This is a genomic window from Chromobacterium alkanivorans (assembly GCF_016937655.1).
Lineage (GTDB): Bacteria > Pseudomonadota > Gammaproteobacteria > Burkholderiales > Chromobacteriaceae > Chromobacterium > Chromobacterium alkanivorans.
The window spans coordinates 535,111-559,888 of sequence record NZ_JAFHKL010000001.1 but is presented as its reverse complement, the minus strand read 5'-3'; the positions used below and the strand labels follow the sequence as shown (position 1 = coordinate 559,888).

The 24,778-nt window shown below is 63.8% G+C and carries 24 protein-coding genes and 1 tRNA gene; 7 read left to right on the top strand and 18 right to left on the bottom strand.

Annotation, left to right across the window (positions count from 1 at the left end; genetic code table 11):
* Positions 1-206: 206 nt before the first annotated feature.
* Positions 207-2,462, top strand: a complete 2,256-nt coding sequence (locus JW897_RS02630; RefSeq protein ID WP_043589911.1) for an arginine/lysine/ornithine decarboxylase — start codon at positions 207-209, stop codon at positions 2,460-2,462.
* A gap of 99 nt (positions 2,463-2,561) precedes the next feature.
* Entirely contained in the window at positions 2,562-3,995 is a 1,434-nt protein-coding gene (locus tag JW897_RS02625; protein WP_205465095.1) for a sensor histidine kinase, read from the top strand.
* An 18-nt stretch (positions 3,996-4,013) separates the two neighbouring features.
* Here JW897_RS02625 and JW897_RS02620 read toward each other — a convergent pair whose 3' ends face one another.
* Both JW897_RS02620 and JW897_RS02615 read right to left on the bottom strand, forming a co-directional pair.
* Entirely contained in the window at positions 4,014-4,643 is a 630-nt protein-coding gene (locus JW897_RS02620) for a LysE family translocator (protein WP_205465094.1), read from the bottom strand.
* 62 nt (positions 4,644-4,705) lie between these two features.
* Positions 4,706-5,092 carry a DUF488 domain-containing protein gene (locus JW897_RS02615; RefSeq protein WP_205465093.1) on the bottom strand — a complete coding sequence of 129 codons (387 nt, stop codon included), beginning with the start codon at positions 5,090-5,092 and terminating at the stop codon, positions 4,706-4,708.
* 108 nt (positions 5,093-5,200) lie between these two features.
* On the opposite strand from JW897_RS02615, the gene JW897_RS02610 reads away from it, so the two are divergent.
* Together JW897_RS02610 and JW897_RS02605 are read left to right on the top strand one after the other, a co-directional pair.
* Complete coding sequence (locus JW897_RS02610; protein ID WP_205465092.1) at positions 5,201-5,812, top strand: LysE family translocator; 612 nt, start codon at positions 5,201-5,203, stop codon at positions 5,810-5,812.
* Positions 5,813-5,819: 7 nt separating this feature from the next.
* On the top strand, positions 5,820-6,269 hold the full coding sequence (locus tag JW897_RS02605) for a GNAT family N-acetyltransferase (protein WP_205465091.1): 450 nt from the start codon (positions 5,820-5,822) through the stop codon (positions 6,267-6,269).
* A 19-nt stretch (positions 6,270-6,288) separates the two neighbouring features.
* On the opposite strand, the gene JW897_RS02600 is transcribed toward JW897_RS02605, so the two are convergent.
* From JW897_RS02600 to JW897_RS02590, 3 genes are all read right to left on the bottom strand, one after another.
* Positions 6,289-7,071, bottom strand: a complete 783-nt coding sequence (locus tag JW897_RS02600; protein WP_205465090.1) for a ferredoxin--NADP reductase — start codon at positions 7,069-7,071, stop codon at positions 6,289-6,291.
* A gap of 80 nt (positions 7,072-7,151) precedes the next feature.
* Positions 7,152-8,207 (bottom strand): NAD(P)H-dependent flavin oxidoreductase, encoded by a 1,056-nt coding sequence (locus JW897_RS02595; protein ID WP_205465089.1) that lies wholly within the window; start codon positions 8,205-8,207, stop codon positions 7,152-7,154.
* Positions 8,208-8,261: 54 nt separating this feature from the next.
* Complete coding sequence (locus JW897_RS02590) at positions 8,262-9,407, bottom strand: aminotransferase class I/II-fold pyridoxal phosphate-dependent enzyme (RefSeq protein ID WP_205465088.1); 1,146 nt, start codon at positions 9,405-9,407, stop codon at positions 8,262-8,264.
* A gap of 234 nt (positions 9,408-9,641) precedes the next feature.
* On the opposite strand from JW897_RS02590, the gene JW897_RS02585 reads away from it, so the two are divergent.
* Positions 9,642-11,396 (top strand): AMP-dependent synthetase/ligase, encoded by a 1,755-nt coding sequence (locus tag JW897_RS02585; RefSeq protein WP_048414146.1) that lies wholly within the window; start codon positions 9,642-9,644, stop codon positions 11,394-11,396.
* A 49-nt stretch (positions 11,397-11,445) separates the two neighbouring features.
* Here the strand turns inward: JW897_RS02585 and JW897_RS02580 are convergent, their stop codons facing one another.
* The 11 genes from JW897_RS02580 to JW897_RS02530 form a co-directional block, all read right to left on the bottom strand.
* A complete protein-coding gene (locus JW897_RS02580; RefSeq protein WP_205465087.1) occupies positions 11,446-12,108 on the bottom strand; it encodes an amino acid ABC transporter permease in 663 nt (220 codons plus the stop codon).
* Between the two features lie 77 nt (positions 12,109-12,185).
* A complete protein-coding gene (locus tag JW897_RS02575) occupies positions 12,186-12,959 on the bottom strand; it encodes a transporter substrate-binding domain-containing protein (RefSeq protein ID WP_231589262.1) in 774 nt (257 codons plus the stop codon).
* 139 nt (positions 12,960-13,098) lie between these two features.
* Positions 13,099-14,076, bottom strand: coding sequence for a GumC domain-containing protein (locus tag JW897_RS02570; RefSeq protein WP_205465086.1), 978 nt, complete (start codon positions 14,074-14,076; stop codon positions 13,099-13,101).
* Positions 14,077-14,189: 113 nt separating this feature from the next.
* A complete protein-coding gene (gene ychF, locus JW897_RS02565; protein ID WP_048414142.1) occupies positions 14,190-15,281 on the bottom strand; it encodes a redox-regulated ATPase YchF in 1,092 nt (363 codons plus the stop codon).
* A gap of 76 nt (positions 15,282-15,357) precedes the next feature.
* Positions 15,358-15,939 carry an aminoacyl-tRNA hydrolase gene (gene pth / locus JW897_RS02560; protein WP_205465085.1) on the bottom strand — a complete coding sequence of 194 codons (582 nt, stop codon included), beginning with the start codon at positions 15,937-15,939 and terminating at the stop codon, positions 15,358-15,360.
* 91 nt (positions 15,940-16,030) lie between these two features.
* On the bottom strand, positions 16,031-16,318 hold the full coding sequence (gene rplY / locus JW897_RS02555; protein WP_048414140.1) for a 50S ribosomal protein L25: 288 nt from the start codon (positions 16,316-16,318) through the stop codon (positions 16,031-16,033).
* 60 nt (positions 16,319-16,378) lie between these two features.
* Entirely contained in the window at positions 16,379-17,362 is a 984-nt protein-coding gene (locus tag JW897_RS02550) for a ribose-phosphate pyrophosphokinase (RefSeq protein ID WP_043589892.1), read from the bottom strand.
* 88 nt (positions 17,363-17,450) lie between these two features.
* A tRNA-Gln gene (locus tag JW897_RS02545) sits at positions 17,451-17,525 on the bottom strand.
* 7 nt (positions 17,526-17,532) lie between these two features.
* Entirely contained in the window at positions 17,533-18,390 is an 858-nt protein-coding gene (ispE, locus tag JW897_RS02540) for a 4-(cytidine 5'-diphospho)-2-C-methyl-D-erythritol kinase (protein WP_205465084.1), read from the bottom strand.
* 51 nt (positions 18,391-18,441) lie between these two features.
* On the bottom strand, positions 18,442-18,981 hold the full coding sequence (lolB, locus tag JW897_RS02535) for a lipoprotein insertase outer membrane protein LolB (protein ID WP_205465083.1): 540 nt from the start codon (positions 18,979-18,981) through the stop codon (positions 18,442-18,444).
* Entirely contained in the window at positions 18,981-20,738 is a 1,758-nt protein-coding gene (locus JW897_RS02530; protein ID WP_205465082.1) for a tetratricopeptide repeat protein, read from the bottom strand. The genes lolB and JW897_RS02530 overlap by 1 nt, the downstream gene beginning before the upstream one ends.
* Before the next feature lie 78 nt (positions 20,739-20,816).
* Here JW897_RS02530 and mutM point away from each other — a divergent pair, with 78 nt between their 5' ends.
* Positions 20,817-21,632 (top strand): bifunctional DNA-formamidopyrimidine glycosylase/DNA-(apurinic or apyrimidinic site) lyase, encoded by an 816-nt coding sequence (mutM, locus tag JW897_RS02525; RefSeq protein ID WP_205465081.1) that lies wholly within the window; start codon positions 20,817-20,819, stop codon positions 21,630-21,632.
* A gap of 40 nt (positions 21,633-21,672) precedes the next feature.
* Positions 21,673-22,494 (top strand): lysophospholipid acyltransferase family protein, encoded by an 822-nt coding sequence (locus tag JW897_RS02520; protein WP_048414136.1) that lies wholly within the window; start codon positions 21,673-21,675, stop codon positions 22,492-22,494.
* A gap of 72 nt (positions 22,495-22,566) precedes the next feature.
* Here the strand turns inward: JW897_RS02520 and JW897_RS02515 are convergent, their stop codons facing one another.
* Together JW897_RS02515 and JW897_RS02510 are read right to left on the bottom strand one after the other, a co-directional pair.
* On the bottom strand, positions 22,567-23,721 hold the full coding sequence (locus JW897_RS02515) for an SGNH/GDSL hydrolase family protein (protein ID WP_205465080.1): 1,155 nt from the start codon (positions 23,719-23,721) through the stop codon (positions 22,567-22,569).
* On the bottom strand, positions 23,718-24,752 hold the full coding sequence (locus tag JW897_RS02510; protein WP_048414135.1) for an SGNH/GDSL hydrolase family protein: 1,035 nt from the start codon (positions 24,750-24,752) through the stop codon (positions 23,718-23,720). The genes JW897_RS02515 and JW897_RS02510 overlap by 4 nt, the downstream gene beginning before the upstream one ends.
* Between the last annotated feature and the right edge of the window lie 26 nt (positions 24,753-24,778).

The window sequence follows — 24,778 nt, the reverse complement described above, 5'->3', positions numbered from 1 at the left end:
TTTTTATTCGCGCCTCAAGGCCAGCCTCCATGGCGGCGGCGGACCCCGCGTCTGCCCGTGCGTACAGAACTGCGCCCCAACGCGCACCGAGTGACACCGCAAAGGGTTACAGGTGCCCGCGGCTCCGGCCCCGCCTACGGCGAACCGGCGGCCAACCCGCGTCCCGCCCCGCGCGTGTCCGAGTTAAAGCAACTAAGGACTCAGGTATGCGTTTTCATTTCCCCATCGTGATCATCGACGAGGACTTCCGCTCGGAAAACACCAGCGGTTCCGGCATCCGCGAACTCGCCGCCGCCATGGAGGCGGAAGGCATGAGCGTGATCGGCTACACCAGCTACGGCGATCTGACTTCCTTCGCCCAGCAGCAAAGCCGCGCCGCCGGCTTCATCCTGTCGATAGACGACGAGGAATTCCACACCGAGGACGCGGCGCAGGAAGCGCTGGGCAAGCTCTACGGCTTCGTCGCGGAAATCCGTCGCCGCAATCCGGACATCCCGGTCTATCTGTACGGCGAAACCCGCACCGCGCGCCACATCCCCAACGACATCCTGCGCGAGTTGCACGGCTTCATCCACATGCACGAGGACACGCCGGAGTTCGTCGCCCGCCACATCATCCGCGAAGCCAAAAGCTATCTGGACAGCCTGGCGCCGCCGTTCTTCCGCGCGCTGGTGGACTACGCCCACGACGGCTCCTACTCCTGGCACTGCCCCGGCCACTCCGGCGGCGTCGCCTTCCTGAAAAGCCCGGTGGGTCAGATGTTCCACCAGTTCTTCGGCGAGAACATGCTGCGCGCCGACGTCTGCAACGCGGTGGACGAACTGGGCCAGTTGCTGGACCACACCGGCCCCATCGCCGCCTCCGAGCGCAACGCCGCGCGCATCTTCAACGCTGACCATCTGTTCTTCGTCACCAACGGCACCTCCACCTCCAACAAGATCGTCTGGCACAGCTGCGTGGCGGCCGGCGACATCGTGCTGGTGGACCGCAACTGCCACAAATCCAATCTGCACGCCATCATGATGACCGGCGCGATCCCGGTGTTCCTGATGCCGACGCGCAACCATTACGGCATCATCGGCCCGATTCCGAAGTCCGAATTCCAGCTCGACAACATCAAGAAGAAAATCCAGGCCAATCCCTTCGCCCGCGAAGCGCTGGCCAAGAACCCGCAGGCCAAGCCGCGCATCCTGACGCTGACCCAGTCCACCTACGACGGCATTCTCTACAACGTGGAGGAAATCAAGCATCTGCTGGACGGCGAGGTCGACACCCTGCACTTTGACGAAGCCTGGCTGCCCCACGCCGGCTTCCACGATTTCTACGGCGACTTCCACGCCATCGGCGAAGGGCGGCCGCGCTGCAAGGACAGCCTGATCTTCTCCACCCAGTCCACCCACAAGCTGCTGGCCGGCATCAGCCAGGCCTCGCAGATCCTGGTGCAGGACCCGGAGCAGCGTCAGCTGGATACCGCCTGGTTCAACGAGGCCTATCTGATGCACACCTCCACCAGCCCGCAATATTCCATCATCGCCAGCTGCGACGTGGCCGCGGCGATGATGGAACAGCCGGGCGGACAGGCGCTGGTGGAAGAGTCGCTGGTGGAGGCGCTGGACTTCCGCCGCGCCATGCGCAAGGTGGACGAGGAATACGGCCGCGACTGGTGGTTCAGCGTCTGGGGCCCGGACGACCTGTCCGACGACGGCATCTGCGACCCGGCCGAGTGGCAGTTGCGTCCGGACGAGCGCTGGCACGGTTTCGCCGGCATCGAGGACGGCTTCAATATGCTGGACCCGATCAAGGCCACGGTGCTGACCCCGGGCCTGGATGTGGACGGCAGTTTCGAAGAGATGGGCATTCCCGCCGCCATCGTCACCAAGTACCTGACCGAACACGGCGTGGTGGTGGAAAAGACCGGGCTGTACAGCTTCTTCATCATGTTCACCATCGGCATCACCAAGGGCCGCTGGAACACGCTGATCTCCCTGTTGCAACAGTTCAAGGACGACTTCGACAAGAACCAGCCGATGTGGCGGGTGATGCCGGAGTTCATCGCCAAATATCCGCAATACGAGCGCGTCGGCCTGCGCGATCTGTGCCAGCGCATCCACCAGCTCTACAGCAAGCACGACGTGGCCCGCATCACCACCGAGATCTATCTGTCGGAAATGGAGCCGGCGATGCGCCCGGCCGACGCCTTCGCCAAAATGGCCCACCGCGAAATCGAGCGCGTGCCGGTGGAACAGCTGGAAGGCCGCGTCACCGCGGTGCTGTTGACGCCGTACCCGCCGGGCATCCCGCTGCTGATCCCCGGCGAGCGTTTCAACAAGACCATCGTCGACTATCTGCGGTTCGCCCAGGACTTCAACCGCGAGCTGCCCGGCTTTGAAACCGATGTGCACGGGCTGGTGGCGGCGGAGCTTGACGGCCGCAAGGTCTACTGCGTCGACTGCGTGAAATGAGGAACGGCGGGCGGCGCTCCGCCCGCCGCACACTTTCTACACAATAATCCTTAACACACCAGGCTGGCGCGCCCTCGGCGGCGTGCGATAATCGCCGCCATGATGTCATTGGATCGCCGCTACGCCCTCACCGCCTGGCTGTTGCTCAGCCTGGCGGGCTGCCTATGGCTGGGCTGGCGCCAGTTTGGCGAATTGGAGCAGCGCTTCCGCCAGGAATCCTTCATCACCCTGCGCCTGCTGAGCCAGAAAGCCTCGCAACACGACGCGGTGCTGGCCACGCTGGCCGCCTCGGAGCAAAGCCGTTTGCCGGCCGACATGCTCAAGCGCCTGCAAACGGCCATGCCGCAGTTGAGCGCCATCGGCTACTGGCGGCAGCAGCAATGGCATGGCGACCCCGGCGGCCTGCGCCCGCCTCTGGCCTTGCTGTGGCAGGCCCAGCAACAAGGCCAGACCATTCTCGGCTTCGACTCGCAACAACGCTACTGGCTGCAAAGCCCAGACGGCTGGGCGCTGCTGATCGACCCGCTGCGCATGCTGGTCCAGGCCGAACTGCCCGAACCTCTGGAAAACATCTCGCTGCAATTGCGCGGCCACCGCATCGAATTGCTGCAACGCAAGGCCGGCGGACAAGCCAATGACTGGGACTTGAGCCTGGATCGCAAGCTGCCCAGCGCCAGTCAGCCCTTCCGCCTGTCCAGCCGCACCGCCTTGAGCTGGAACAGCTTGCCTTGGATGGAAATCCTGTTGTGGAACGCGCTGCTGGCCGCCGTCGCCGTCGCGCTCTACGCCAGACATCGCCAACGCGCCTCGCAACAGCGCCAGCAGCAGCAGGACCGGCTGGCCGCTCAAGCCCGGCTCAATACCCTGAATGAAATGATGGCCGGGCTGGCCCAGGAACTCAACCCGCCGCTGACCGCCATCATCGCCAATACCCGCCAGCTGGAACGGACGCTGGACGAACCCTCGCAACGCGAAGCCGCGCGCGATACGCTGCAGGCTACCGGCGCGCAGGCGCGCCGCGCCGCGGCGCTGATCAGCCGGCTCAGCCGTCTGCTGGCCCATCCCAAAGCCACGGAAACCACCCCGCTGGATCCCGACGCGCTGGTGAACTCCCTGCTGTTCCTGCGCCAGGCCGAGCTGGCCAATCAGAACATCACGCTGGAGTGGCATAACTTAAGCCCGGAAGAATGGCCGCGCGCGGAGCGCACCGCGCTGGAGCAGATCCTGCACAACCTGGTGCAGAACGCCTGCGACGCGCTGCAGGAACAAGGCGGCCGCATCGTGATCAGCGGCGAAAGCGACGGACACAACTACCGCTTCAAAGTCATAGACAACGGCCCGGGCATTGCCGACGCCATCCTGCCCAAGATTTTCCTGCCCTTCTTCACCACCCGCTCGCGCGGCATGGGCCTGGGCTTGCCGCTCTGCGAAACCTTGGCGCGGGCCCAGGGCGGCAAGCTGCACGTGCAAAACGCCGCCAACGGCGGCGTCATCGCCCAACTGATCCTGCCCTGGGCCAAGCGCGGCGCATGAGGCGTTGAACAGGCGCTATCAGTCCTTGCTCGCCAGCGCCAAGCGCAAAGCCAAGCCGCCAAACACCGAGGCCAGCAGCCATTGCGGCAGCCGGCTGCTTCCCAGCCTGTCGCCAAGCGCGCGCCCGAAACGGCTGGCCGCCAGGATGATCGCGCCGTTGATCAGCAAGCCTATCGCGTTCAGCAAGGTCGCCAGCACCATGATCTGCAACGAGACCGGCCCCGCGGCCGGATGCACGAACTGGGGAAACAAGGCCAACACGAAGAGCGCCATCTTGGGATTGAGCAGATTGGTGATCAGGCCCTGGGCCACGATGCGCGGCATCGACTGCGCGCCCGCCGCGCCGGGAACGCTCAACACGCTGCGGCTACGCAGCGTCGTCCAGGCCAGGTAGAACAGATAAGCGGCGCCGGCGATGCGCACCGCATCGTAGGCCAGCGGCGCGTGCATGAACAGCTGCGCCAGGCCGAAGGCCGCCGCCAGCGCATGGCAGTAAGTGCCCATCTGGATGCCCGCCAAGGTGGCGAAACCGGCTCGGCGTCCCTGGCTGGCGCTGCGGCTGGCGATCAACAGCATGTCCGGCCCCGGCGTCGCCGCCAGCGCGACGCAGGCGAGGCTGAACAACAATAGCGTGGACAAATCAGGCATGACGGACATTCCGGATAAATACAAACCGATATGATACGAGCCTGCCCGGCGGAATCAAAGCCTCACTCCAGCGCCGCGCCGCGTTCTCCCAGCAAAGCTCTCAACACCGAACGGTGGCAGCGCGTCTCGTCCTGGCAATAACAGCCGATGGAAAAGTGGCTGCCGTGCGACAACGCCGCCAGCAAATCCAGCTCGCGGCTTTGCGCCGGCGCCTTCATCTCGGCGCGATACGCGCGCTCGAACGCCTGCCACTCGGCGGGACTCTGCGCCGCCTGCGCCTGTTTCACCAGTTCCGCGCTGGGCGCCAGGTTGGGAAACCACACGTCGTACCAGTCGCCGCTGGCAAACGCCTCCTTGGGCACCCCGCGCGGCGGCCGCCGCACCGTGCCGATGCGCGTGCCCTCCTGCGGGTGGCGCGGACTGCCCAATTGCACGACGCGTACCGTCATAGCTCGTTCTCCCAAACCGCGCGGCCCAGGCGCGCGCGCAACAACATTGTCATCGATGGCGAACCCTGCGTAGACTAAGGGCCCGCCCCCCCAACCAGAACAATCCTCATGCAACACTATCCGCTTTATCTGCTGATGGCCGCCGCCACCGTGCTCAGTCCCGGCCCCGGCATTTTGATGACCCTGACCAATTCGCTGCGCTTCGGCCTGCGCGGCACGATGGGCGGCATTCTCGGCACCGCCTGCGGCTCCTTCATCGTCGCCGGCGTGTCGGCCACCAGCCTCGGCCTGCTGCTGGCCGCCTCGGCGCTGGCCTTCACCGTGATGAAGTGGATAGGCGCCGCCTATCTGTTCTACCTGGGCGTCAAGCTGCTGCGCGCGCCGGCTTTCCGCTTCGATGAGATCCAAACCCAGCCGCGCGGCTTTGCCCGGCGCTTTGGGGAAGGCATGGCGGTGCAACTGACCAATCCCAAATCCATTTTCTTCTTTCTGTCCATCTTCCCCCAGTTTATCGACACCCAGGGCGCTTACGCGCCGCAGTTCCTGCTGCTGGTCGGCACCTTCAGCAGCCTGATCATCCTGATCCACACCGTGTACGCGCTGACCGCGCAACGCGCGCGGCGCTGGCTGGCCAGCGAACGCGGCGGCAAGTGGGTGAACAAGGCCGGCGGCATAACTTTTCTGCTGTTCGGCGCCCTGCTCGCCAACGCCAACAAGTAATAGCGCCATGCATCTGCAACGGGAATCGCCGCGGCAACGCGATGTATTGGAACTGATTCGACAACTGGACGAATACCAGGCCGCCCTCTACCCTGCGGAAAGCAATCACTTGATGGCCCCGGCGGAGCTGGAGCGCCAGCAGGTTTGCTTCATCGTCGCCCGCGACGACAAGCATGCGGCGGTCGGCTGCGCCGCGCTGGTGCCGCATGAGGATTACGGTGAAATCAAGCGCATGTTCGTGGCGACGTCCCAACGCGGCAAGGGCGTGGCTCAGGCGCTGCTGGCGCGCCTGGAGGAAGAAGCCCGCGCCGCCGGCCTGTCCGCGCTGAAACTGGAAACCGGCGTGTCGCAGCCTGAAGCCATCGGCCTGTACCGGCGCGCCGGATTCGATCCCTGTCCGCCGTACGGCGACTACCGGCCCGACCCGCTCAGCCTGTTCATGAGCAAGGCCTTGTAGGCCGGCCGGCTTGCGACGGCTACCAGCCGTTCTCCAATACCAGATGGCCCGGCGCGCTTTGCCGGCTCATCCGGTAGCCCATCTTCATCAGCTGCCTATGGGTGTCCTCCACCATGGCCGGGTTGCCGCAGATCATGAAGCGCGAGTGCTCCGGCGACATCGCTAGCCCCGCCGCCCGCTCCAGGCCTCCATTGGCCAGCAAGGCCGGAATGCGCTCGTTCAACACCCCCTCCGGAGCGTCGCGCGTCACGATGGGCAGGTATTGCAGCTTGTGCCCGTGCTCGTCCCACAGCGGATGCTCGCATAAAGCGGCGATGACATCCTGATAGCTGAGCTCAGCTGCGTGCCGCACGCAATGCGCCAGCACAATGCGTTCGAAGCGCCGCCACTGGCCCGGATCCTGCAGAATCGACAAATACGGCGCCAAGCCGGTGCCGGTGGCCAGCAGCCACAAATCCTCGCCCGCCGGCAGCCGATCCGCCAGGAAGAAGCCCATCGCCTTCTTGTCCAACATCACTTCCGCGCCCACTTGCAGCCGCGCCAGGCGCGAACTGAACTGGCCGTCCGGCACCACGATGGAATAAAACTCCAGATACTCGTCGGTCACCGCGGAACACATCGAGTACGCCCGCCACACCTGGCCGCCCTGTTCTCCCAGCGGCAAGCCCAGCCGCGCGAACTGCCCCGGCTCAAACCGATAGGCGTCCGGCCGCCGCAAGCGGAAGCTGAGCAGATTGTCCGCCCAGCGCCGCAGCCACAAGATGGGTTGAACCGTGTATTTCTCTTCGATCGCTGTATCCATTGCTCGCCAATACCCAAGTAAATTACTCAAGTATTGTGCTCCAGATCGACCCCGGCTTCAAGCCTGCGCCGCCGCGGCGCTCAACGGTAGGCGGCCAGCCACTCCTCGTGCAGCGTGGCGACCAGCTGCCCGGCCGGCAACTCGCGGCCGGCGGCCACGTTCTCCCCCGCCCACAAGGACAAAAAGTCGCGCAACCCGGCCTTGGCCGCCGCGGCGCGCAAGGGCCCGGTCAAGGCGTTCATCACCGGATACGCGGGCACCAGCTCTTCCTTGTCGGCCATCAACTCCATATAACGGTTGTTCAGGCCGCGCGCGGGGCGGCCGGAAAAGGCTCGGGTCAAACGGGTGCCGCCGGGCGCGGCCTTGGCCAGCTCGCTTTTCCACAAGGCGGAAATGCCGGATTCCGGGCAACGCAAAAACGCGGTGCCCAGCTGGCACGCCTGGGCGCCGTGGCGCATCGCGGCGGCGATGTCGCGTCCATGCATGAGGCCGCCGGCGGCGATCACCGGCAGCGGCTGGTTCTGCGCCAGCTCGTAAACCAGCGACAACGTGGGCCGCAGGCTGTCCTGCGGCCGGCCGATGAAGGTGCCGCGATGGCCGCCGGCCTCCCGGCCCTGGGCGCAGATCGCGTCCGCGCCCAGCTCGGCCCAGGCCAGCCCTTCCGCCATATTGGTGGCGGTGCCGATCACGTCTATCTTGGCCTGCTTCAACAATTTGAGCTGATTGCGGTTGAGGATGCCGAAGGTGAAGCTCGCGACCGCCGGCTTGGCTTCCAACAGCGCTTCGAACTGGCGCGCGAACGGCTCGCAGAAGCGCTCCGGGATTGCCGGCGCCGGCAGGCCCAGCTCGCGGTGCAGCGGCGCCAGCCACTCCAGCGCCTGCTGCAAGACCTCCCGGCTGGGAGCCGGATCGTCCTGCACGAACAGATTGATGCCGAAGGGCTTGTCGGTGAGACGCCGCACCGCGGCGGCTTCGCTGAGTAAGCGTTCGGGCGGCAGCAGCGCCGCCGCCAGGAAGCCCAGGCCCCCGGCCTGGCTGACCGCGGCCACCAGGGCCGGGGTGGTGGCGCCGCCCGCCATCGGCGCCTGAATCAAAGGGGTGTGCAACTGCCAGCGACGGCACAAAGCGGAAGCCATATTTTTCCTCGATTACGCCCTCTCGGGCGTCGGTTGAAAGACAGCCCAGCCAGATCAGTCCGCCAGAGCCTGCTCCAGGTCGGCCAGGATGTCGTCGATATCCTCAATGCCTATCGACAGCCTTACCCCGCCTTCGCGTATGCCCAATTGCGCTTTCTGCTCCGGCGGCATGCCGCCATGCGACATGGTGTAGCTGTGATTGATCAGCGACTCGACTCCGCCCAGCGACTCGGCCAGCGCGAACAGACGCAAGCGCTCGGCCAGCCGGCTGGCGGCCTCGCGGCTGTCGTCCTTCAGCCAGATGCTGACGATGCCGCCGAAGCGGCGCATCTGACGGCCGGCCAAATCATGCCCCGGATGCTCCGGCAGCCCCGGGAAGAACACCCGCTCCACCTTGGGATGCGACCGCAGATAATCCGCCACCCGCTCCGCGTTGTCGCAATGCCGATCCATGCGCAAATGCAGGGTTTTGATGCCGCGCAGGGTCAGGAAGCAATCCTGCGGCCCCGGCACCGCGCCGGCGGCGTTCTGAATGAATTTGATCTCGCGGTGCAGCGCGTCGTCGCTGACCGCCACCAGGCCCAGCAGAACGTCGGAGTGGCCGGCCAAGTACTTGGTGGCGGAATGCACGACGATGTCGGCGCCCAAATCGAGCGGGTTCTGCAGATAAGGCGTGGCGAAAGTGCTGTCCACCGCCACCCGGACGCCGTGCGCGTGCGCGGTCTTGGCCAGCTCCGCGATGTCCACCATGCCCAACAGCGGGTTGGTGGGCGACTCCAGCCACAACAACTTGGTCCGCGCGCTGATCAGCGTTTCCAGCTTCCGGCTGTCGCTCAAATCCGCGAAAACGACCTTGACGCCCGCCGGCTCCATCACCTTGGTCAACAAGCGGTAAGCGCCGCCGTAAAGATCCGCCACCGCAATCACTTCGTCGCCCGGCTTCAGGCAGCCGCGCAGCACCGCGTCTATGGCCGCCATGCCGCTGGCGAAGGCCAGGCCGTGACGGGCGTTTTCCAGGCTGGCCAGGCAGGCTTCCAGCGCCGCCCGCGTGGGATTGCCGGTGCGGGCGTAAACAAAGGGCATGGATTCGCCGACATGCCCGTATTCGAACACCGAAGTCTGGTACACCGGCGGCATCACCGCCTTGCCATGATCTGCGTTGTCATAGCCGACATGAATGGATCTGGTTGCAAATTTCACGGCTTTTCCTCAAAAAATCATTTACTTGTCCGCTTTGTCGGACAAACCGACCGCAATCAAGCGCCTAGCGCGCCGCAGCCATGACTCTTTCATCATTTTTCGAAAACTTCAAGGAAACCGCCGCTAAAACGGCGACTACTCCCTTGATCTTGACTAAATTCTTAGCAGCTTTGACTTTACATCCACGCGCTTTAGGACTATTTTGCAGCGTTTCGCATTCAAACAATTGTACGAATGAAGCTAGAACGCGTATTTGACATCCTGCCCCGCCAACTCGAACGCCACCCGCGCACCGACTGCCTCGCCGCCAAGGCCGGCAAGGAATGGCGCAGGCTGTCCACCGAGGAAGTCGCGGACAGCGTCAACCGCTTCAGCCTGGGTCTGCTGGAATTGGGCATCGCCAGCGGCGACAAGGTCGCCATTGCCGCCGACAACTCCATCGAATGGGTGCTCGCCGATCTGGCGCTGCAACAAATCGGCGCCGTCAGCGTGCCGCTCTACCCCACAATGACCCTTGATGATGCACGCTATATCCTGACTCATGCCGAGGTCAAGCTCGCTTTCGTCGGCAATGCCGCATTGCAACGCAAATTGCATGAGGCGCTGGGCAAGTTCAGCTGCCCGATCTACGGCCTGAGCCAGATCGAAGGCTGCCCGTCCTGGACCGAGATCCTGGCCTTGGCCAAGCCGGAACGGCAAGCCGAGCTGGAAGGCCGCCGCGACGCGATCCAGCCGGACGACGTTTACACCATCATTTACACCTCCGGCACCACCGGACGCTCCAAAGGCGTGATGCTGTCGCACCGCAACGTGCTCAGCACCGTGATCGCCACCGCGGAGTTCACCCGCCTGCCGCACGGCGAATGCCGCGCGCTGAGCTTTTTGCCGCTGTCGCACATCTTCGAGCGCGCCGGGGTGTTCTACTATATGTACAGCAGCGCCGGCGTTTACTTCTCCAGCGTGGAATGCCTGTCCTCCGCGCTGGCCGACATCCGTCCGCACACCTTCAGCGCGGTGCCGCGCGTGCTGGAGAAAGTCCACGACAAACTGGTGGGCAAGGCCCGTGAATTCAGCGGCCTCAAGCGTCGCCTGTATCTGTGGGCGGTGGAGCGCGCCGAGCGCTTCGACCCCAATGCGCGGCGCTCGCCGCTGGAGGCCGCCAAGCACGCGCTGGCCGACAAGCTGGTCTACCGCAAATGGCGCGCCGCGATGGGCGGCGAACTCAAATGGATCAATGTCGGCTCCGCCGCGCTGCAGCCGCGGCTGGCGCGGCTGTTCTGGGCCTGCGGCGTGTCGGTGGCGGAAGGCTACGGCATGACCGAATCCGCGCCGGTGATCTCCGCCAACCCGTTCAACGCCAGAGACACCCGCATCGGCAGCGTGGGCCTGCCGCTGCCCGGCGTGGAAGTGCGCCTGGCCGACGACGGCGAAATCCTGGTGCGCGGCGACAATGTGATGCTCGGGTATTACAAGGAGCCGGCGCTCACCGCCGAAGCGTTGAACAACGGCTGGCTGCACACCGGCGACATCGGCGTGCTGGAACACGGCTACTTGCGCATCACCGACCGCAAGAAAGAAATGTTCAAAACCAGCAACGGCAAATACATCGCGCCGCAAGCGCTGGAGAACAAGCTGAAGGAATCCGCCTTCATCGACCAGATCATGGTGGTGGGCGACGGTCAGAAATACGCGGCGGCGTTGATTGTCCCGCTTTTCGAAAAACTGAAGGAATGGTGCGCCGAACACGGCGTCGCCTACACCACCGACAGCGAGATGAGCAGCCATCCCAAGATCGTCGAGCTGATAGACCGCGAAATCAAGCGCTTCAACCGCTACTTCGGCAACTGGGAGCACATCAAGAAATTCACCCTGGTCGACAAGCCCTGGTGCGTCGACGCCGGCGAATTGGCGCCCACGCTGAAGCTGCGCCGCAAGGTGATTGCCGAGCGCTGCCGCGCAATGATAGAAAATCTCTACGCTCCGGCCTGAGCCCGATGCGACAAAGCCCCGCAACGCGGGGCTTTTTCTTTGGACACGTTCAGCGCTTGTGCGCCAGCTCCAAGCGCTGCTCCACATAGCGCTGCACCCGCTCGAAGCTGGCGCTCAACACCCAATAGATCGCCGCCGCCGCCAGATACAGCGGCAGAGGCTGGAAGGTCTGGGCGATCACCTCCTTGGTCGCCAACATCAACTCGGTCACGGTGATCACCGAGACCAGCGAGGTGTCCTTGATCAGACTGATCAGCGAATTGGACAGGCTGGGCACCGACAAGCGCAGCGCCTGCGGGGCGATGATGTGACGCATGGTCTGCCACCAGCTCAAGCCCAGCGACAGGCCGGCGTCCCACTGCCCGCGATGCACGCCGGCGATGCCGCCGCGCAGGCTTTCCGACAGGTAGGCGGCCACGTTCAGCGTCAAGGCCAGAATGCCCGCCGTCACCGGTCCCAATTCGATGCCCGCGCCCGGCAAACCGTAATAAATGACGAAAATCTGCACCAAGAGCGGGGTGCCGCGCATTGCGCTGACATAGAAAGCGGCCAGTTGAGCCAGCAGCGGCACCCTTGCGACGCGCAGCAAGGCCACGACAAAGCCCAGCGCCAGTCCCAGCACCATCGCGGCCACCGCGAACATCAAGGTATAGCCCGCGCCTTGCAACAACACCGGCAGCGCCGATTCGAACAGGACGATCCAGTCAGTCATTCACGTTTTTCCAAAAAACCGACGCCCCCGCGCAAGCAGGGGCGTCTTGCCCTATCCACTCGAAACCGAACGGCCGCTTATTTCTTGGCCGCCGCCGGCGCTTTCGACACATCGATGCCGAACCATTTCACCGAGATCTTTTTGAAGCTGCCGTCGGCCTTCATCTCGCCCAGCGCCTTGTCTATCGCCGCCTTGAACTGCGGATTGTTCTTGGCGAACGGAATCGCCATCGTCGCCACCTCGCCCACCGGCGCGCCGGCCTTCAAGGGCAGCTTGGCCTGCTTGATGGCGAAGGGGATCAGCAAGCTGTCGTTCAGCGCCGCGTCCACGCGGCCGCTGGCCAGGTCCTGCAGATACTCAGGCGCGCCGGGATAGGTTTTCACCTCGATGCCGGGCACGGCCTTGGCCATATCGGCGTAATTGCTGCCCTGACCCACGCCCAGCTTCTTGCCTTTCAGTTCCGCCAGGCTCTTGAAGGCGCGGGTCTCGTTCTTGCGTACGATCAACTGCGCGCTGGAGTAAGTGTAGGGCTGGGAAAAGTCGAACACTTCCTTGCGCTTGTCGGTCACGCCCACTTGGTTGACCACGATGTCGAACTTGCCGGCCTGCAAGCCCGCCAGCAGGCCGCTCCACTCCGCGGTAGTGAACTCCGGCTTCACTTTCAGGCGCTTGGCGATTTCGGTGGCGATCTCGACATCGAAGCCGGTCAATTGCTGTTTGGCGTCCTTGAAATTGAACGGCGGATACGTGCCTTCCAAAGCGATTTTCAGACTGCCGCGCTGCTTGACCGTGTCCAGCAAGTCCGCCGCGAACGCCTGGCCAGCCAGGCCCGCCATTACAAGAACCGTCATCAGCTTGCGCATATCAATATAACCTTTAGTGATTTTGAAAAACAAAATAACAAAAAGCGAGAATATCACCAGCCATGGCCGCTGCCAAGTTCTAGATAGAACAATGGCCGCGAACCGCGGCCATTTAGTCAAGCCCGCCTTACACGGCGACTTGCAAGCGCTGACGCATGGAGCCCCAAGCTTTGCGCCCCAAGCCAATCAACACCGCCAAGGCAACCCCTCCCAGACCGGCCAGCAACACCATCGCCGCGCGCTTGGGTCCGGCCTTTTCCAGAGGCTGACTCGCCGGCAACACCACCTGCACATCCTGCGACATCAGGGCTTTGGCCACCAAAGCCTGTTTCTGCAGTTCCTCCAGCGTGGCCTGGTAGAAGAACAAATCTCGCATCGTGGCCAACTGCCGCGGGGAGATGGACTTTACCAATGGATTGCTGCGCTCCAATTCCGCGCGCAATTGCAATAAGGACGACTGTACCGGGCTATTCCCCTCCATTTGCTGGGCGTTCATTTGCGCTTCCAGACGCGCGAAACTCTCGATCACTCGCGCCGACTCGCTGTTCAAGAAGGCCTCCGCCACGCTGCCCAACTGTTTCTGCTGCCGTCTCGCCTCCGACACCTGGCCTTGTACCGCCTTGATCCGCTCCTGCACTACCAGGTATTTCTTGCTCTGCTCCGTCACATGCAAGCCCAGAATCCGCTGCCGGGTCTGCTCCACCAGGTAGTTGGCGAGCTGGGCGGCAAATGCCGGGTCCACATCGGTGACCGAGACCTCAAGCAAACCGTCTTTGCCGGCGGTGACTTTGAGGTTGTCCAACAGGCTGAGCTTGGCCTTGTCCGCTCCCTCCACGTCGTAATGCTTGGCCAGCTCAAAATGAGCCGCAGTCACACCCAGCATCGCATTGTCCTTCAACACGCTGGCTCCGCCCTGAGGGCCTAAGGGCGCCGGCACCAGGAGCAGGGAGGTTGCCGCGTACCTGTCCTGCATATTCAAAACCAAGGCCACTGCCGCCAACGCAGCGATGATGGGCAGAAACACCATCAACCGCCATTGTTCCTTACAAAAACGAACGACATCAATCAAACCAATCTCATCAACAATTTCAGCTTGGCGTTCCAAAACGTATTCCCTTTTATCAACATCCAGCCGGCATCACATTGCCGCGTTCCAGTTTACTTCCAAAAAAAAGGCATGAGCCAGAGCTGCATGCCTTTATTTTCGATCCGTTAAGATCACACATTAAATAAGAAGTTCATCACATCGCCGTCCTGCACCACATACTCCTTGCCTTCGGCGCGCATCTTGCCGGCCTCCTTGGCCTTGGCTTCGCCGCCCAGCGCGATGAAATCAGTATAGGCGATGGTCTGCGCGCGGATGAAGCCGCGCTCGAAGTCGGTGTGGATCACCCCGGCCGCCTGCGGCGCGGTGTCGCCGATGTGTATAGTCCAGGCCCGCACTTCCTTGACGCCCGCGGTGAAGTAGGTCTGCAGGCCCAGCAGTTTGTAGCCGGCGCGGATCAGGCGATCCAGGCCGGGCTCTTCCAGGCCCAGCGTTTCCAGGAACTCGGCCTTGTCGGCGTCGTCCAGTTCGGCGATTTCGGATTCGATCGCCGCGCACAGCGCCACCACCGGCGCGCCCTCTTTGTCGGCCAGCTCTTGCACCCGCTCCAGCAGCGGGTTGTTGCTGAAGCCGTCTTCGGCCACGTTGGCCACGTACATCGCCGGCTTGATCGTCAGCAGGCACAGCGGCTTGATCAAGACCTTCTCTTCCGGGCTCAGCTCCAGCGAACGCGCCGGCAGGCCCTGGTCCAGATGCGGCACCAGTTTTTCCAGCACCGCGATCAGCGCGCGTGCGTCCTTGTCGCCGGACTTGGCTTTCTTGCCTTCGCGCGTCATCGCCTTTTCCACCGCGGACAGATCGGCCAGCGCCAGTTCGGTGCCTATGGTTTCGATGTCGGCGATCGGATCCACCTTGCCGGCGACGTGAACGATGTTCTCATCCTCGAAGCAGCGCACCACGTTGACGATGGCGTCGGTTTCGCGAATATTGGCCAGGAACTGGTTGCCCAGGCCCTCGCCCTTGGAGGCGCCCGCCACCAGGCCGGCGATGTCGACGAATTCGACGATGGCCGGCTGGATGCGTTGCGGATTGATGATCTTGGCCAGTTCGGCCAGCCGCTGATCCGGCACTTCCACGATGCCGACATTGGGCTCGATGGTGCAGAACGGATAGTTGGCGGCTTCGATGCCGGCCTTGGTCAGCGCATTGAACAGGGTGGACTTGCCCACATTGGGCAGGCCGACGATACCGCATTTCAGACTCATGTCCGCATTCCTTCGAATTCTTGAAAAATCTTGTTCTGCCGCAGCATAGCGGCTAGCCGGCGATTTGCCCAGCCGCTCATTTGGCCGCGGTGTGCAATTCCTTCATCGCCGCCGCCATCTTGCCGCCTACGGCCGCCGGCAACTGCCGCAAAGCCTGTTCGATCGCCTCGTCCAGCGCCTGTTGCTCCTCGGCGCGCGGCTTCTTCAACACGAAATTGGCGACCTCGTTGCGGTCGCCCGGATGGCCGATGCCCAGTCGCAGGCGCCAGAAGGCCGGCGAACTCAGCCGCGCGACGATGTCCTTCAAACCATTGTGGCCGCCGTGGCCGCCGCCCTGCTTGAAGCGGGCCGCGCCCGGAGGCAGGTCCAGCTCGTCGTGCACGACGAGAATCTGATCCGGCAGAATCTTGTAAAAATGGGCCAGCGCCAACACCGCCTGCCCGGACAGATTCATATAGGTCATCGGCTTGAGCAGCCAGACGTCCTGCCCCTCTATCTCCACGCGGGCCACGTCGCCGTGGAACTTGCCGTCCGTGCGCCAGCTGCCTTTATGGCGCCAGCACAACTCGTCCAGCAGCCAGAAACCGGCGTTGTGGCGCGTTCTTTCGTATTCGGGGCCGGGGTTGCCCAAACCCACTATCAGGCGAATGCCGGACATATTCTCTTGTTCCAAATGAAAAAGCTCGTTGCGGGCCGACGGCTAGCAACGAGCTTTTCAACCGTTACCGTCAGACGGCACGGCAGCTAGATTACACGCGAGCGAAGTCGATGTGCATCACTTGCTGTTTGTACGGGTGCATTTGGAACGCAGCCACTTTAACTTGTTCTTTCTGGCCGTCGATCACCAGATCCAGAACGGAAGTGTGGAACGCTTCGTTCTTCAGCGCGTAGTACATGGTGTTGTGGTCCAGAACGATGGATACGGCTTCTTTGGAAGCGCCGTAAACAACGGCCGGAACCTGGCCGGCGTGACGCAGGCGGCGGCTCGCACTCGTACCCGACTCTTCACGCTTGCTGGCGGTAAATTCAAAAGACATGGCAAAACTCCAGTTTCAGATTAAAAGCACCCGGCCCGCCGCGACCAGCGGGCCCGATGTTCACGGCAGGCAGGCGCCCGCCGCAACCAGTTCCTCATTGAAGAGGTAGGACACCGATTCTTCGTTGTTGATCCGGCGCAGCGTCTCGGCCAGCAGGCCGGCGATGGAGGCCACCCGGATGTTCGGGCAGGCTTTGGCCTCGGCGGTCAACGGGATGGTGTCGGTCACCACCACCATATCGATGTCGGAATTCTTGATGCGATCGATCGCCTGACCGGAGAAGATCGGGTGAGTCGCATAGGCCAGCACGCGCTGGGCGCCGCGCTCTTTCAGAGCGCTGGCAGCCTTGCACAGGGTGTTGGCGGTGTCGATCATGTCGTCGACGATCAGGCAGGTGCGGCCGGACACGTCGCCGATGATGTTCATCACTTCGGCCACATTGGCCTTGGGGCGGCGCTTGTCGATGATGGCCAGATCGGTGTTCAAGGCCTTGGCCATCGCGCGGGCGCGGACCACGCCGCCCACGTCCGGGCTGACCACGATCAGGTCTTCGATGCGCTGCGAGCGGATGTCCTTCAACAGCACCGGCGTCGCGTAGACGTTGTCCACCGGGATGTCGAAGAAACCCTGAATCTGGTCGGCGTGCAGGTCGACGGTCAGCACGCGGTCGATGCCGGCGCTGGTCAGCATATTGGCCACCAGCTTGGCGGAAATCGGCACGCGGGCGGAACGCGGACGACGGTCCTGGCGCGCATAGCCGAAGTACGGGATCGCCGCGGTAATACGACCGGCCGAAGCGCGTTTCAGCGCGTCGGCCATAGTCAGGATTTCCATCAGATTGTCATTGGTCGGCGCACAGGTCGACTGCAGAATGAACACGTCGCGTCCGCGGACGTTTTCCAGCAGCTCCACCGCCACTTCGCCGTCGCTGAACTTGCCGACGTCGGCGCGTCCCAACGAGATATCCAGATGTTTGACTACGTTTTGGGCCAGTTCCGGGTTCGCGGTCCCGGTGAATACCATCAAACTGTCGTATGCCGCCATGATTCTTGTGCCTTAGCTAGATAAAGAAAAAGCGTGTAAGGGATTCTTACACGCTTTTTTCATGCTCTCTCTTATTGAGAGAAAGTCTTGGCTGGGGAGGTAGGGATCGAACCTACGAATGCCGGAATCAAAATCCGGTGCCTTACCACTTGGCGACTCCCCAGTAACCTTTATTCAGCGTTGTCGATCAAGGGATGGACATCGAGTCCTTTTGCTAAAAATCCCTTATATTTTATCGACACCGCCTGATAAACTTTATCGGCTTCGTCTTTAGACTGGCACTCCAGAAACACACAGGAGCCGGAACCAGTCATCAGCGGCGAACCATATTTTCTTAATTCGGTCAGCACTTCATTCACCGCTGGGTACATATTCGAAACAACGTTTTGCAGATCGTTTCGTCGTTGCTGCGTTGTTTCGAGGATTCGCATTATGCCCACGCCCCCTACCTCTGTCAACACCTCTTGCGAAAAATTTTGAAATACTTTGCCGGTGGGCACCTGCACCTGAGGATGAATTACCACATACCATGCCGGCTTCAATTTGATTTCATTCAGTTTTTCGCCCACGCCGGTGGCCAGCGCGCTGCGGCCGAAAATAAACACCGGAACATCCGCTCCCAGCTTCAAACCCAATTCCTGCAACACCGCCCGCGGCAGATTCAGTCCCCACATGCGGTTAAGGGCCAGCAAAACGGTGGCGGCGTCGGAGCTGCCGCCGCCCAGACCGCCCCCCATCGGTATCTTTTTGTCCAGGCGGATGCCGACCCCCTGCCGGCAAGCGGCATGGGCTTGCAACAGCCGCGCCGCGCGCACCGTCAGATCCTGCTCCGAGTCCATGCCGGCGATCGGCGTTTCCAGCACGACGCGGCCGTCGTCGCGCAAGGCCAGCGACACCGTGTCGTTGAAATCGATGAAACGGAACACCGTCTCCAGCAGATGATAGCCGTCCGGGCGTTTGCCGACGACGTGCAATAAAAGGTTGAGCTTGGCCGGAGCCGGAAAGTCTTGGAATACGGGGGAACTCATCAACAGAACACCATGGCAATCATTGAAATCACACGAGCGGAGCAATGCGCGTCAGCGCCAATCGCGGGCCACCACTCTTACCGTCAATCCGTCTCGGACCAAGTCCACGCGCTTGGGATAGCGCTCGCCGGACTCGGCTTCGCGCACGAAGCGGATGCGCCAGCCCTGCTGCAACAGCTCGCCGTCGGGACGGATCTCGCTCGCCTCGCCCGGCACCGGCATGCCGCGGATCCACCAGGCCAAGCCGGACAGCGGCAGCGGCCAGCCCAGGGTTTTCTCGGTCAGGCTTTCCACATCCGGCGCCTGCCAGGCCTTGCCGTCCGCCAGCAGGGTGACGCCGCCGGCGTCGCGGATCACTTCGGCCACGGTATTGCCCAACGGCGAGTTGATCGCCAGTTGGTCGCGCTCGGGCTGATGCCGCCAATCGAAGTTGGCGACATGCCCCTTGCCGTCCAGATTGACCGACAAACGCCCGCTGACCGCGAAGGGCTGGTCCGCGGACTGCGTCGCGGAGGGCATGAACACCGCCTCGCGCGTCGCGCAGCCGGTCGCCGCCAGAGACAAGGCCAGAATCAGACCGCCCCACCTCATCAATGCGCTCCCAGGCGGCGCATGGTCTCGCGCAGCACGTCATGATCTGGGCTCGCCTCCAAGGCCTTGTTCCACACCGTCAGCGCCTCGTCCTTCTTGCCCAGCTTCCACAGCACTTCGCCCAGATGGGCGGCCAGCTCCGGGTCCGGCAACAGCGCGTAGGCCTTCTGCAGCGTCTTCAAGGCCGCGTCCAGGCGGCCCAGCTTGTACTGCGCCCAGCCCAGGCTGTCCAGGATGGTGGGATTGTCCGGCTCGCTCTTCAGCGCCTTCTCGATATAGCCCAGCGCTTCCTGATGACGGCTGGTGCGATTGGTCAGGGTATAGCCCAGCGCGTTCAGCGCTTGGGCGTCGCCCGGCTTTTCCTTCAGCACTTGCTTGAGATCGCGCTCGGCGTTGCCGACATTGCCCAGGGTGTCCGACACCAGCGCCCGCTCGTACAGCAGCTCAGGCGCCTTGGGCATGCGCAGCAGCGCCTTGCTCAGCAAATCGTGGGCCTTGCCCGGCTGCTTGGCTTCACGCGCCAGCTGGGACTGCAGCAGGGCCAGGGTGATTTTCTCCTGGTCGTTGCCGCCCAAGGGCGCCAGACGCGCCAGGGCCAGGTCCAGCTTGCCGTCGCCGGCCTCCATCACCGCCAGCCGGCCTTGCGCCGGCAGGAATTGCGGCCCGGCGCCCACCATCTCGTACCAGCCCTTGGCCGCGCCGACGTCCTGGCGCTCCTCGGCGATCTGCCCCAGGGTGTAGCGAATGAAATTGGCCTCGGGATGCCCTGCCGCCAGCGCCTGGCGCAGATGCCGCTCCGCGGCGGGCAGATCGCGCATCTGGTAAGCCATCAGGCCGGACGCGTAGAGCAGGTCGGGATTGTTGGGATTGCCGGGCAAGAGCTGATCGAAAGCCTGTCTCGCCTCGGCGAAGCGCTTGGCGCCCACCAGCAGCCGCGGCTTGGCCAGCTTCAGCTCCAGGCCGGCGTTAGGCCGCCGCGCCAGTTCGCGCTGCAGAAAATCGATAGCCTGATCCAGCTGCTCGCGGCGCAGCCGATCCACTTGCCAGGCCACCGGCAAGTCCCAGGCCGGCGCGATCTGCGCCAGCCGGTCGAACTCGCGGTTCATCGTGGCCTGGTCGCCGGCTTCGGCGGCCACGGCCAGCAGCGCGAAGCGCGCCTCGGCCAGGTCCGGATAACGGGCGGCGAACTGCTTGACCAGCTCGTAAGCGGCTTGTTTGTCGCTCTGGCGCGAGGTCAGCCGCGCCAGCTGAACGAAGATGGCCGGCGCGCGCTCCGGCTCTTTCTGCAGCAGCGCCTCGATCAGCGGCTTGCTTTCCGCCAGCTTGCCGGCGCGCAGCAGGGTGATGAACAGCTGTTCTCTCGCCGGCACCGAATCCGGCGCCAGCTCCATCCACAGGGTCAAGGCTTCCGAGGTTTCCTTCAGCAAGCCGGCGAACATCGAGAATTCAGCCGCGCGCTGCGCCAGCCGCGGATCTCGCGTCTGCCGCGCCAGCTCCAGATAGGTCACGGCGGAAGCGCCCACCGAGCCGCGCTGGGCGGCGATTTCGCCCGCCACCACGCCATAAAGGATTTCCGGCGTCAGCTCCGCCTTGGGCAATAGGGTTTCGTCTTCTTTCTGCGTTATCGCGGCCTCGTCGCCGGCCGGTTTGCCGGCGTCGACCGCCTTCGCCGCGCCCGGGTGCTTGAAATTGGCGCATGCCGACAGCAGCGCGACCATCAGCAAAGGGAGTGTTTTTTTCAGCCGTTGCATTCGCATGGAGTCAGAGACCTGCTTATAAACCTGTTGAATGCGTAGAATAGCATGACCTGTTTTTATCTTCGCGCCATTCTACCCATGCCTGAACTGCCAGAAGTCGAAACCACCCGCCGCGGGATTCTGCCCCACCTCTTGAACGCCAAACTGGACGGCGCCGTGGTCCGCCAAGCCGGATTGCGCTGGCCGGTGCCGCCGGAACTGCACGCCGCCTTGCGCGGCCTGACGATACGCTCGGTGGAGCGCCGCGCCAAATATCTGCTGCTGGGCACCGACGCCGGCACCCTGATCATTCACCTGGGCATGTCCGGCAGCCTGCGCTTCCTGCCGGCGGACACGCCGCCGGAAAAGCACGACCACGTCGACCTGCTGCTGGGCCCCAATGTGCTGCGTTACCGCGATCCGCGCCGCTTCGGCGCGGTGCTGTGGCATGTCGGCGCCATCGAACACCACCCCCTGCTGCAAGCGCTTGGACCCGAGCCGCTGTCCAACGGCTTTGACGGCGACACGCTGATCCGGGCCTCGCAACGCCGCGGCAGCGCGGTCAAGCTGATGCTGATGGACAATCACGTGGTGGTGGGCGTCGGCAATATCTACGCCAACGAAGCCTTGTTCCACGCCGGCATCCATCCCGCCCGCGCCGCCAACGCGGTGCGCGACGGCGAATACCGCCGGCTGGCCGAGGAAATCCGCAGCGTGCTGAGCCGCGCCATCCAGGCCGGCGGCAGCACGCTGCGCGACTTCGTGCACAGCGACGGCAAGCCCGGCTACTTTCAACAAAGCTATATGGTGTACGGCCGCCAGGATGAAGCATGCCGGCAATGCGGCACGCCGATCCGGCATTTGCGCCAGGGCCAGCGCAGTTCCTACTATTGTCCGCTGTGCCAGCCATGCTAGAGTTACGGCCTCAACCTTGCGCACCGAGCCTCGAAGCATCTTGAAGTCAATCGCCACAACCTCTTTGCTCACCCGGATAGCACGCGTCGCGCGCCTGTTCGGCCACCTGGCCATCGGTGTCTTCATCCTGGTCACCCGTTATTCCCGGCTGGCCCACGCCGAGCGCGCCGTCGTCACCCGGCGCTGGGCCGCTCACGCGCTGAAGATTCTGGGCATCAGCGTGCGGATCCAGGGCGTCAATCCCGGCTTTTACCCGCCCAACACCCTGCTGGTGGCCAACCACATTTCCTGGCTGGACATCTTCGTGCTCAATAGCTGCACGGTGTCCCGCTTCGTCGCCAAGCGCGAACTCCGCTCCTGGCCGGTGCTGGGCTGGCTGGCGCATTTGGGCGGCACCCTGTTCATCGACCGCAGCAAGCGCAAGGACGCCAGCCGCGTTTACAAGGCGCTGGCCCACGCGATGGAAAACGGCGCCTGCATGGCGGTGTTCCCCGAGTCCACCACCTCGGACGGCCTGAACCTGCTGCCGTTCAAGGCCTCGCTGTTCGAAGCCGCCTTGCTGTCGCGCGGCACCGTGCAGCCGGTGGGCCTGCGCTATTACGACGCCGATGGCGAGCAAACGCTGGTGCCGGCCTTCATCGGCGAACTGACCTTTCTGCAAAGCGTGCGCAAAGTGCTGGCGATGCCGGCAATGGAGGTGGAGGTCAGCTACGGCCAACCGCTGAAAGCCTGGGAAAACGGGCTGGACACCCGCTTCGCGCTGGCGCAGCAAGCGCAGCAGGAAGTGGCGCGCGCGCTGCGCCTGAGCCCGCCTCCGGCCGCGGAAGCGCCGCAGGAACAGAATGCGGAGCGGCAACTCTGAAAACCTGGGCCAAGTCCCGCCCATGCAAAAGCCCCCGTTCCGGGGGCTTTTCTCATCCATCGCCGACTACGCTCACAGACTGAGCCGCGCCATCAGATTATCGAACAAATCGTCGGCCAGCTTGGCGTAGCCCTGCTGCGAGAAGTGCACCATGTCCGGCCGCGCCAATTGCTGCGCCTGCCAGCGCTTCATGCTGCACGGTCCGCCCATCGCCTGTTCCCAGTCCCAGTACAGCACATGGCTGTCGCGCGCGACTTTCTGCTGGATGCGCTTGACCGCCGCCAATTGCAGCGGCCGCCCCGGCGAGCACTCCTTGCTGGCCGCGCCGCGCTTGCGGCCGGCGTCCTGCGCGCCCAGCATCAGGATGGCGGCCTGCGGCAGGTCGCGGCGCACAGTGTTGATCGCCGCCTGCAGATTGAGCTGGTACTCGATCAGGTCCAGGCGGTCATCAAAGGCTTCGTTGGCGCCGTAGGCCAGGATCACCAGATCGCTGTTGCGCTCCGCCAGCTGGGCGCTCCAGTTTTTGCCCCAACGCTGCCAGATCGACAGCTGGGCGCCGTTGCTGCCTATGCTGTCCAGCACCACGCCGGGCGCCAGCCGCTCCAGCTCGACGCCGCCCAACTCCACCGCCGGCAGCGCGCCGGCGCGCACCACGAAGGGGAAGTACAGCTTCTGCTCCACCGTCTGCCAGCCCTTGCCCGGCTCCGGCGGATTCAATTTGCGGCTGCCGTGGCCGTCGTCCACTTCCAGCGCTCCGGCGCCGTCCTGAGCCGCGCGCACGCGGAAACGCGCCCGCCACAAGCCGTCCAGCGGGTTGCGCGGCAACACGCTGATGGCGGCGCCCGGCCTCTGGGCCTGGGCGATATAGCCGCCCAGCGGGAAGTCCGGATCGCCGTCCTTGCGGCTATTGATCAGCGCCCAGCCCTCGCTGCGCTGGATCACCAGGGCGTGGCGCTGGCCGGGCACCGCCATTGGCGGCGTCCAGCCGATGCCGGCGTCGCCGAACTTGGCTTGGAAGCGCTCGCGCAGCGTGCCGGTCAGATAATCGGCCGCGGTGTGCGAGTCTCCCAGCTGGGTGACGCGCACCGGCTGCACCGCGGTGGAAATCGCCTTCAGCCGCGAGGCCAGCCTCGCCAGATTGATCTCGCCGAAATCCTGCACCGGCGCGGCCAGCGCCGATGCCGCCGCCAGCCAGCCGGCCAATGCCGCGCTGATTCTCAACTTCATTCAAACCTCAATTCTGCCAACACGCGCCGCGCCAGCAATACCTGGCCCTGGCGCGTGAAATGAATGCCATCGGCGGTGCGCACCGCCACTTCGCCCTGATCGGGCAGGGTCATGAATTTGGTGAACGCCTCGTCCGCGCTGCCCAGGGCTTCGCGAGTGGACAGATAACGCTGGCCGGCGCCTTCGACTTCCTCGCGGAAGAGGCCGTTGATGTAATGCACGCCGCGATTGAGCTTGTCCTTGCCCATATTCGGCGCACCCAGCCACAGCAACTGCGCCCTATGCTTGCGGGCCGAAGCCAGGATGGCGCGGATGCGTTCGCGGTAGCGTTGTTCCCACTCCTCGGAAGCGAAGCGGATGTAGCGGCTGCCGCCCACCATGTCCCAAGTATCGTTGGCGCCCAGGAAGACCACCACCAGGCCGGCGTCGGGATTCGCCGCCAACTGCCGTTCTATCGTGTCCGGCCAATTGAAAAAGTCCGGATAGGTCAGCCCCGTGCTCTGCTTGCTGAGATCCAGCGCCTTGATCTGGTGCAGCTTGAACAAGGGCCGCAACAAATGCGGCGCCACGCCCTGCATCATGGAGTCTCCGGCCAGCAACACCTTCTGCCCCGGCCGCAGCAAGATGCGAACGTCCTTGGCCGCCGCGGGCGGCGGGGCCGACGGCAATGACGACGGCGGCAACGGAACCGCGTTCGACGCCGGCGCCGTAATCCGCTGCGCGGCGGCTTCCGCCGGCGCTGCCGGCGACGGCAAGTCCGGCCGCAGGCAGCAGGCGTTGAAATAGGCGATCATATCGTCGTCCCAGCGATCCAGCCGGGTCAACAGCCCTCGGCTCTGATCGCGGAATTCCCGCCCCAGTTCCGCGCCCAGACGCCAGACGCTCAACTCGGACAGGGCTTCCAGCTGGCTGGGACGATGAAAAGTCTGCCGCCAATAGGCGTTGATCGAACTCTGTTCAATCCAGCACAACAGCAACATGCTGCTGCCGAGGATGGCCAGGGCCTGGCGGATGGCGGAACGGGCGATCATGTGACGCTTGCCTCAATGCGGTAAGA

Coding starts and splice junctions, on each gene's coding strand:
- JW897_RS02580 (WP_205465087.1), bottom strand. CDS start 12,108: ATGACTGACTGGATCGTCCTGTTCGAATCGGCGCTGCCGGTGTTGTTG.
- JW897_RS02595 (WP_205465089.1), bottom strand. CDS start 8,207: ATGGCTTCCGCTTTGTGCCGTCGCTGGCAGTTGCACACCCCTTTGATT.
- pth (WP_205465085.1), bottom strand. CDS start 15,939: ATGTCCGGCATTCGCCTGATAGTGGGTTTGGGCAACCCCGGCCCCGAA.
- JW897_RS02610 (WP_205465092.1), top strand. CDS start 5,201: ATGCAACACTATCCGCTTTATCTGCTGATGGCCGCCGCCACCGTGCTC.
- ychF (WP_048414142.1), bottom strand. CDS start 15,281: ATGAGTCTGAAATGCGGTATCGTCGGCCTGCCCAATGTGGGCAAGTCC.
- JW897_RS02615 (WP_205465093.1), bottom strand. CDS start 5,092: ATGACGGTACGCGTCGTGCAATTGGGCAGTCCGCGCCACCCGCAGGAG.
- JW897_RS02510 (WP_048414135.1), bottom strand. CDS start 24,752: ATGATCGCCCGTTCCGCCATCCGCCAGGCCCTGGCCATCCTCGGCAGC.
- mutM (WP_205465081.1), top strand. CDS start 20,817: ATGCCTGAACTGCCAGAAGTCGAAACCACCCGCCGCGGGATTCTGCCC.
- JW897_RS02605 (WP_205465091.1), top strand. CDS start 5,820: ATGCATCTGCAACGGGAATCGCCGCGGCAACGCGATGTATTGGAACTG.
- ispE (WP_205465084.1), bottom strand. CDS start 18,390: ATGAGTTCCCCCGTATTCCAAGACTTTCCGGCTCCGGCCAAGCTCAAC.
- JW897_RS02625 (WP_205465095.1), top strand. CDS start 2,562: ATGATGTCATTGGATCGCCGCTACGCCCTCACCGCCTGGCTGTTGCTC.
- JW897_RS02630 (WP_043589911.1), top strand. CDS start 207: ATGCGTTTTCATTTCCCCATCGTGATCATCGACGAGGACTTCCGCTCG.
- JW897_RS02585 (WP_048414146.1), top strand. CDS start 9,642: ATGAAGCTAGAACGCGTATTTGACATCCTGCCCCGCCAACTCGAACGC.
- lolB (WP_205465083.1), bottom strand. CDS start 18,981: ATGAGGTGGGGCGGTCTGATTCTGGCCTTGTCTCTGGCGGCGACCGGC.
- JW897_RS02575 (WP_231589262.1), bottom strand. CDS start 12,959: ATGACGGTTCTTGTAATGGCGGGCCTGGCTGGCCAGGCGTTCGCGGCG.
- JW897_RS02530 (WP_205465082.1), bottom strand. CDS start 20,738: ATGCGAATGCAACGGCTGAAAAAAACACTCCCTTTGCTGATGGTCGCG.
- JW897_RS02515 (WP_205465080.1), bottom strand. CDS start 23,721: ATGAAGTTGAGAATCAGCGCGGCATTGGCCGGCTGGCTGGCGGCGGCA.
- JW897_RS02620 (WP_205465094.1), bottom strand. CDS start 4,643: ATGCCTGATTTGTCCACGCTATTGTTGTTCAGCCTCGCCTGCGTCGCG.
- JW897_RS02600 (WP_205465090.1), bottom strand. CDS start 7,071: ATGGATACAGCGATCGAAGAGAAATACACGGTTCAACCCATCTTGTGG.
- rplY (WP_048414140.1), bottom strand. CDS start 16,318: ATGTCTTTTGAATTTACCGCCAGCAAGCGTGAAGAGTCGGGTACGAGT.
- JW897_RS02550 (WP_043589892.1), bottom strand. CDS start 17,362: ATGGCGGCATACGACAGTTTGATGGTATTCACCGGGACCGCGAACCCG.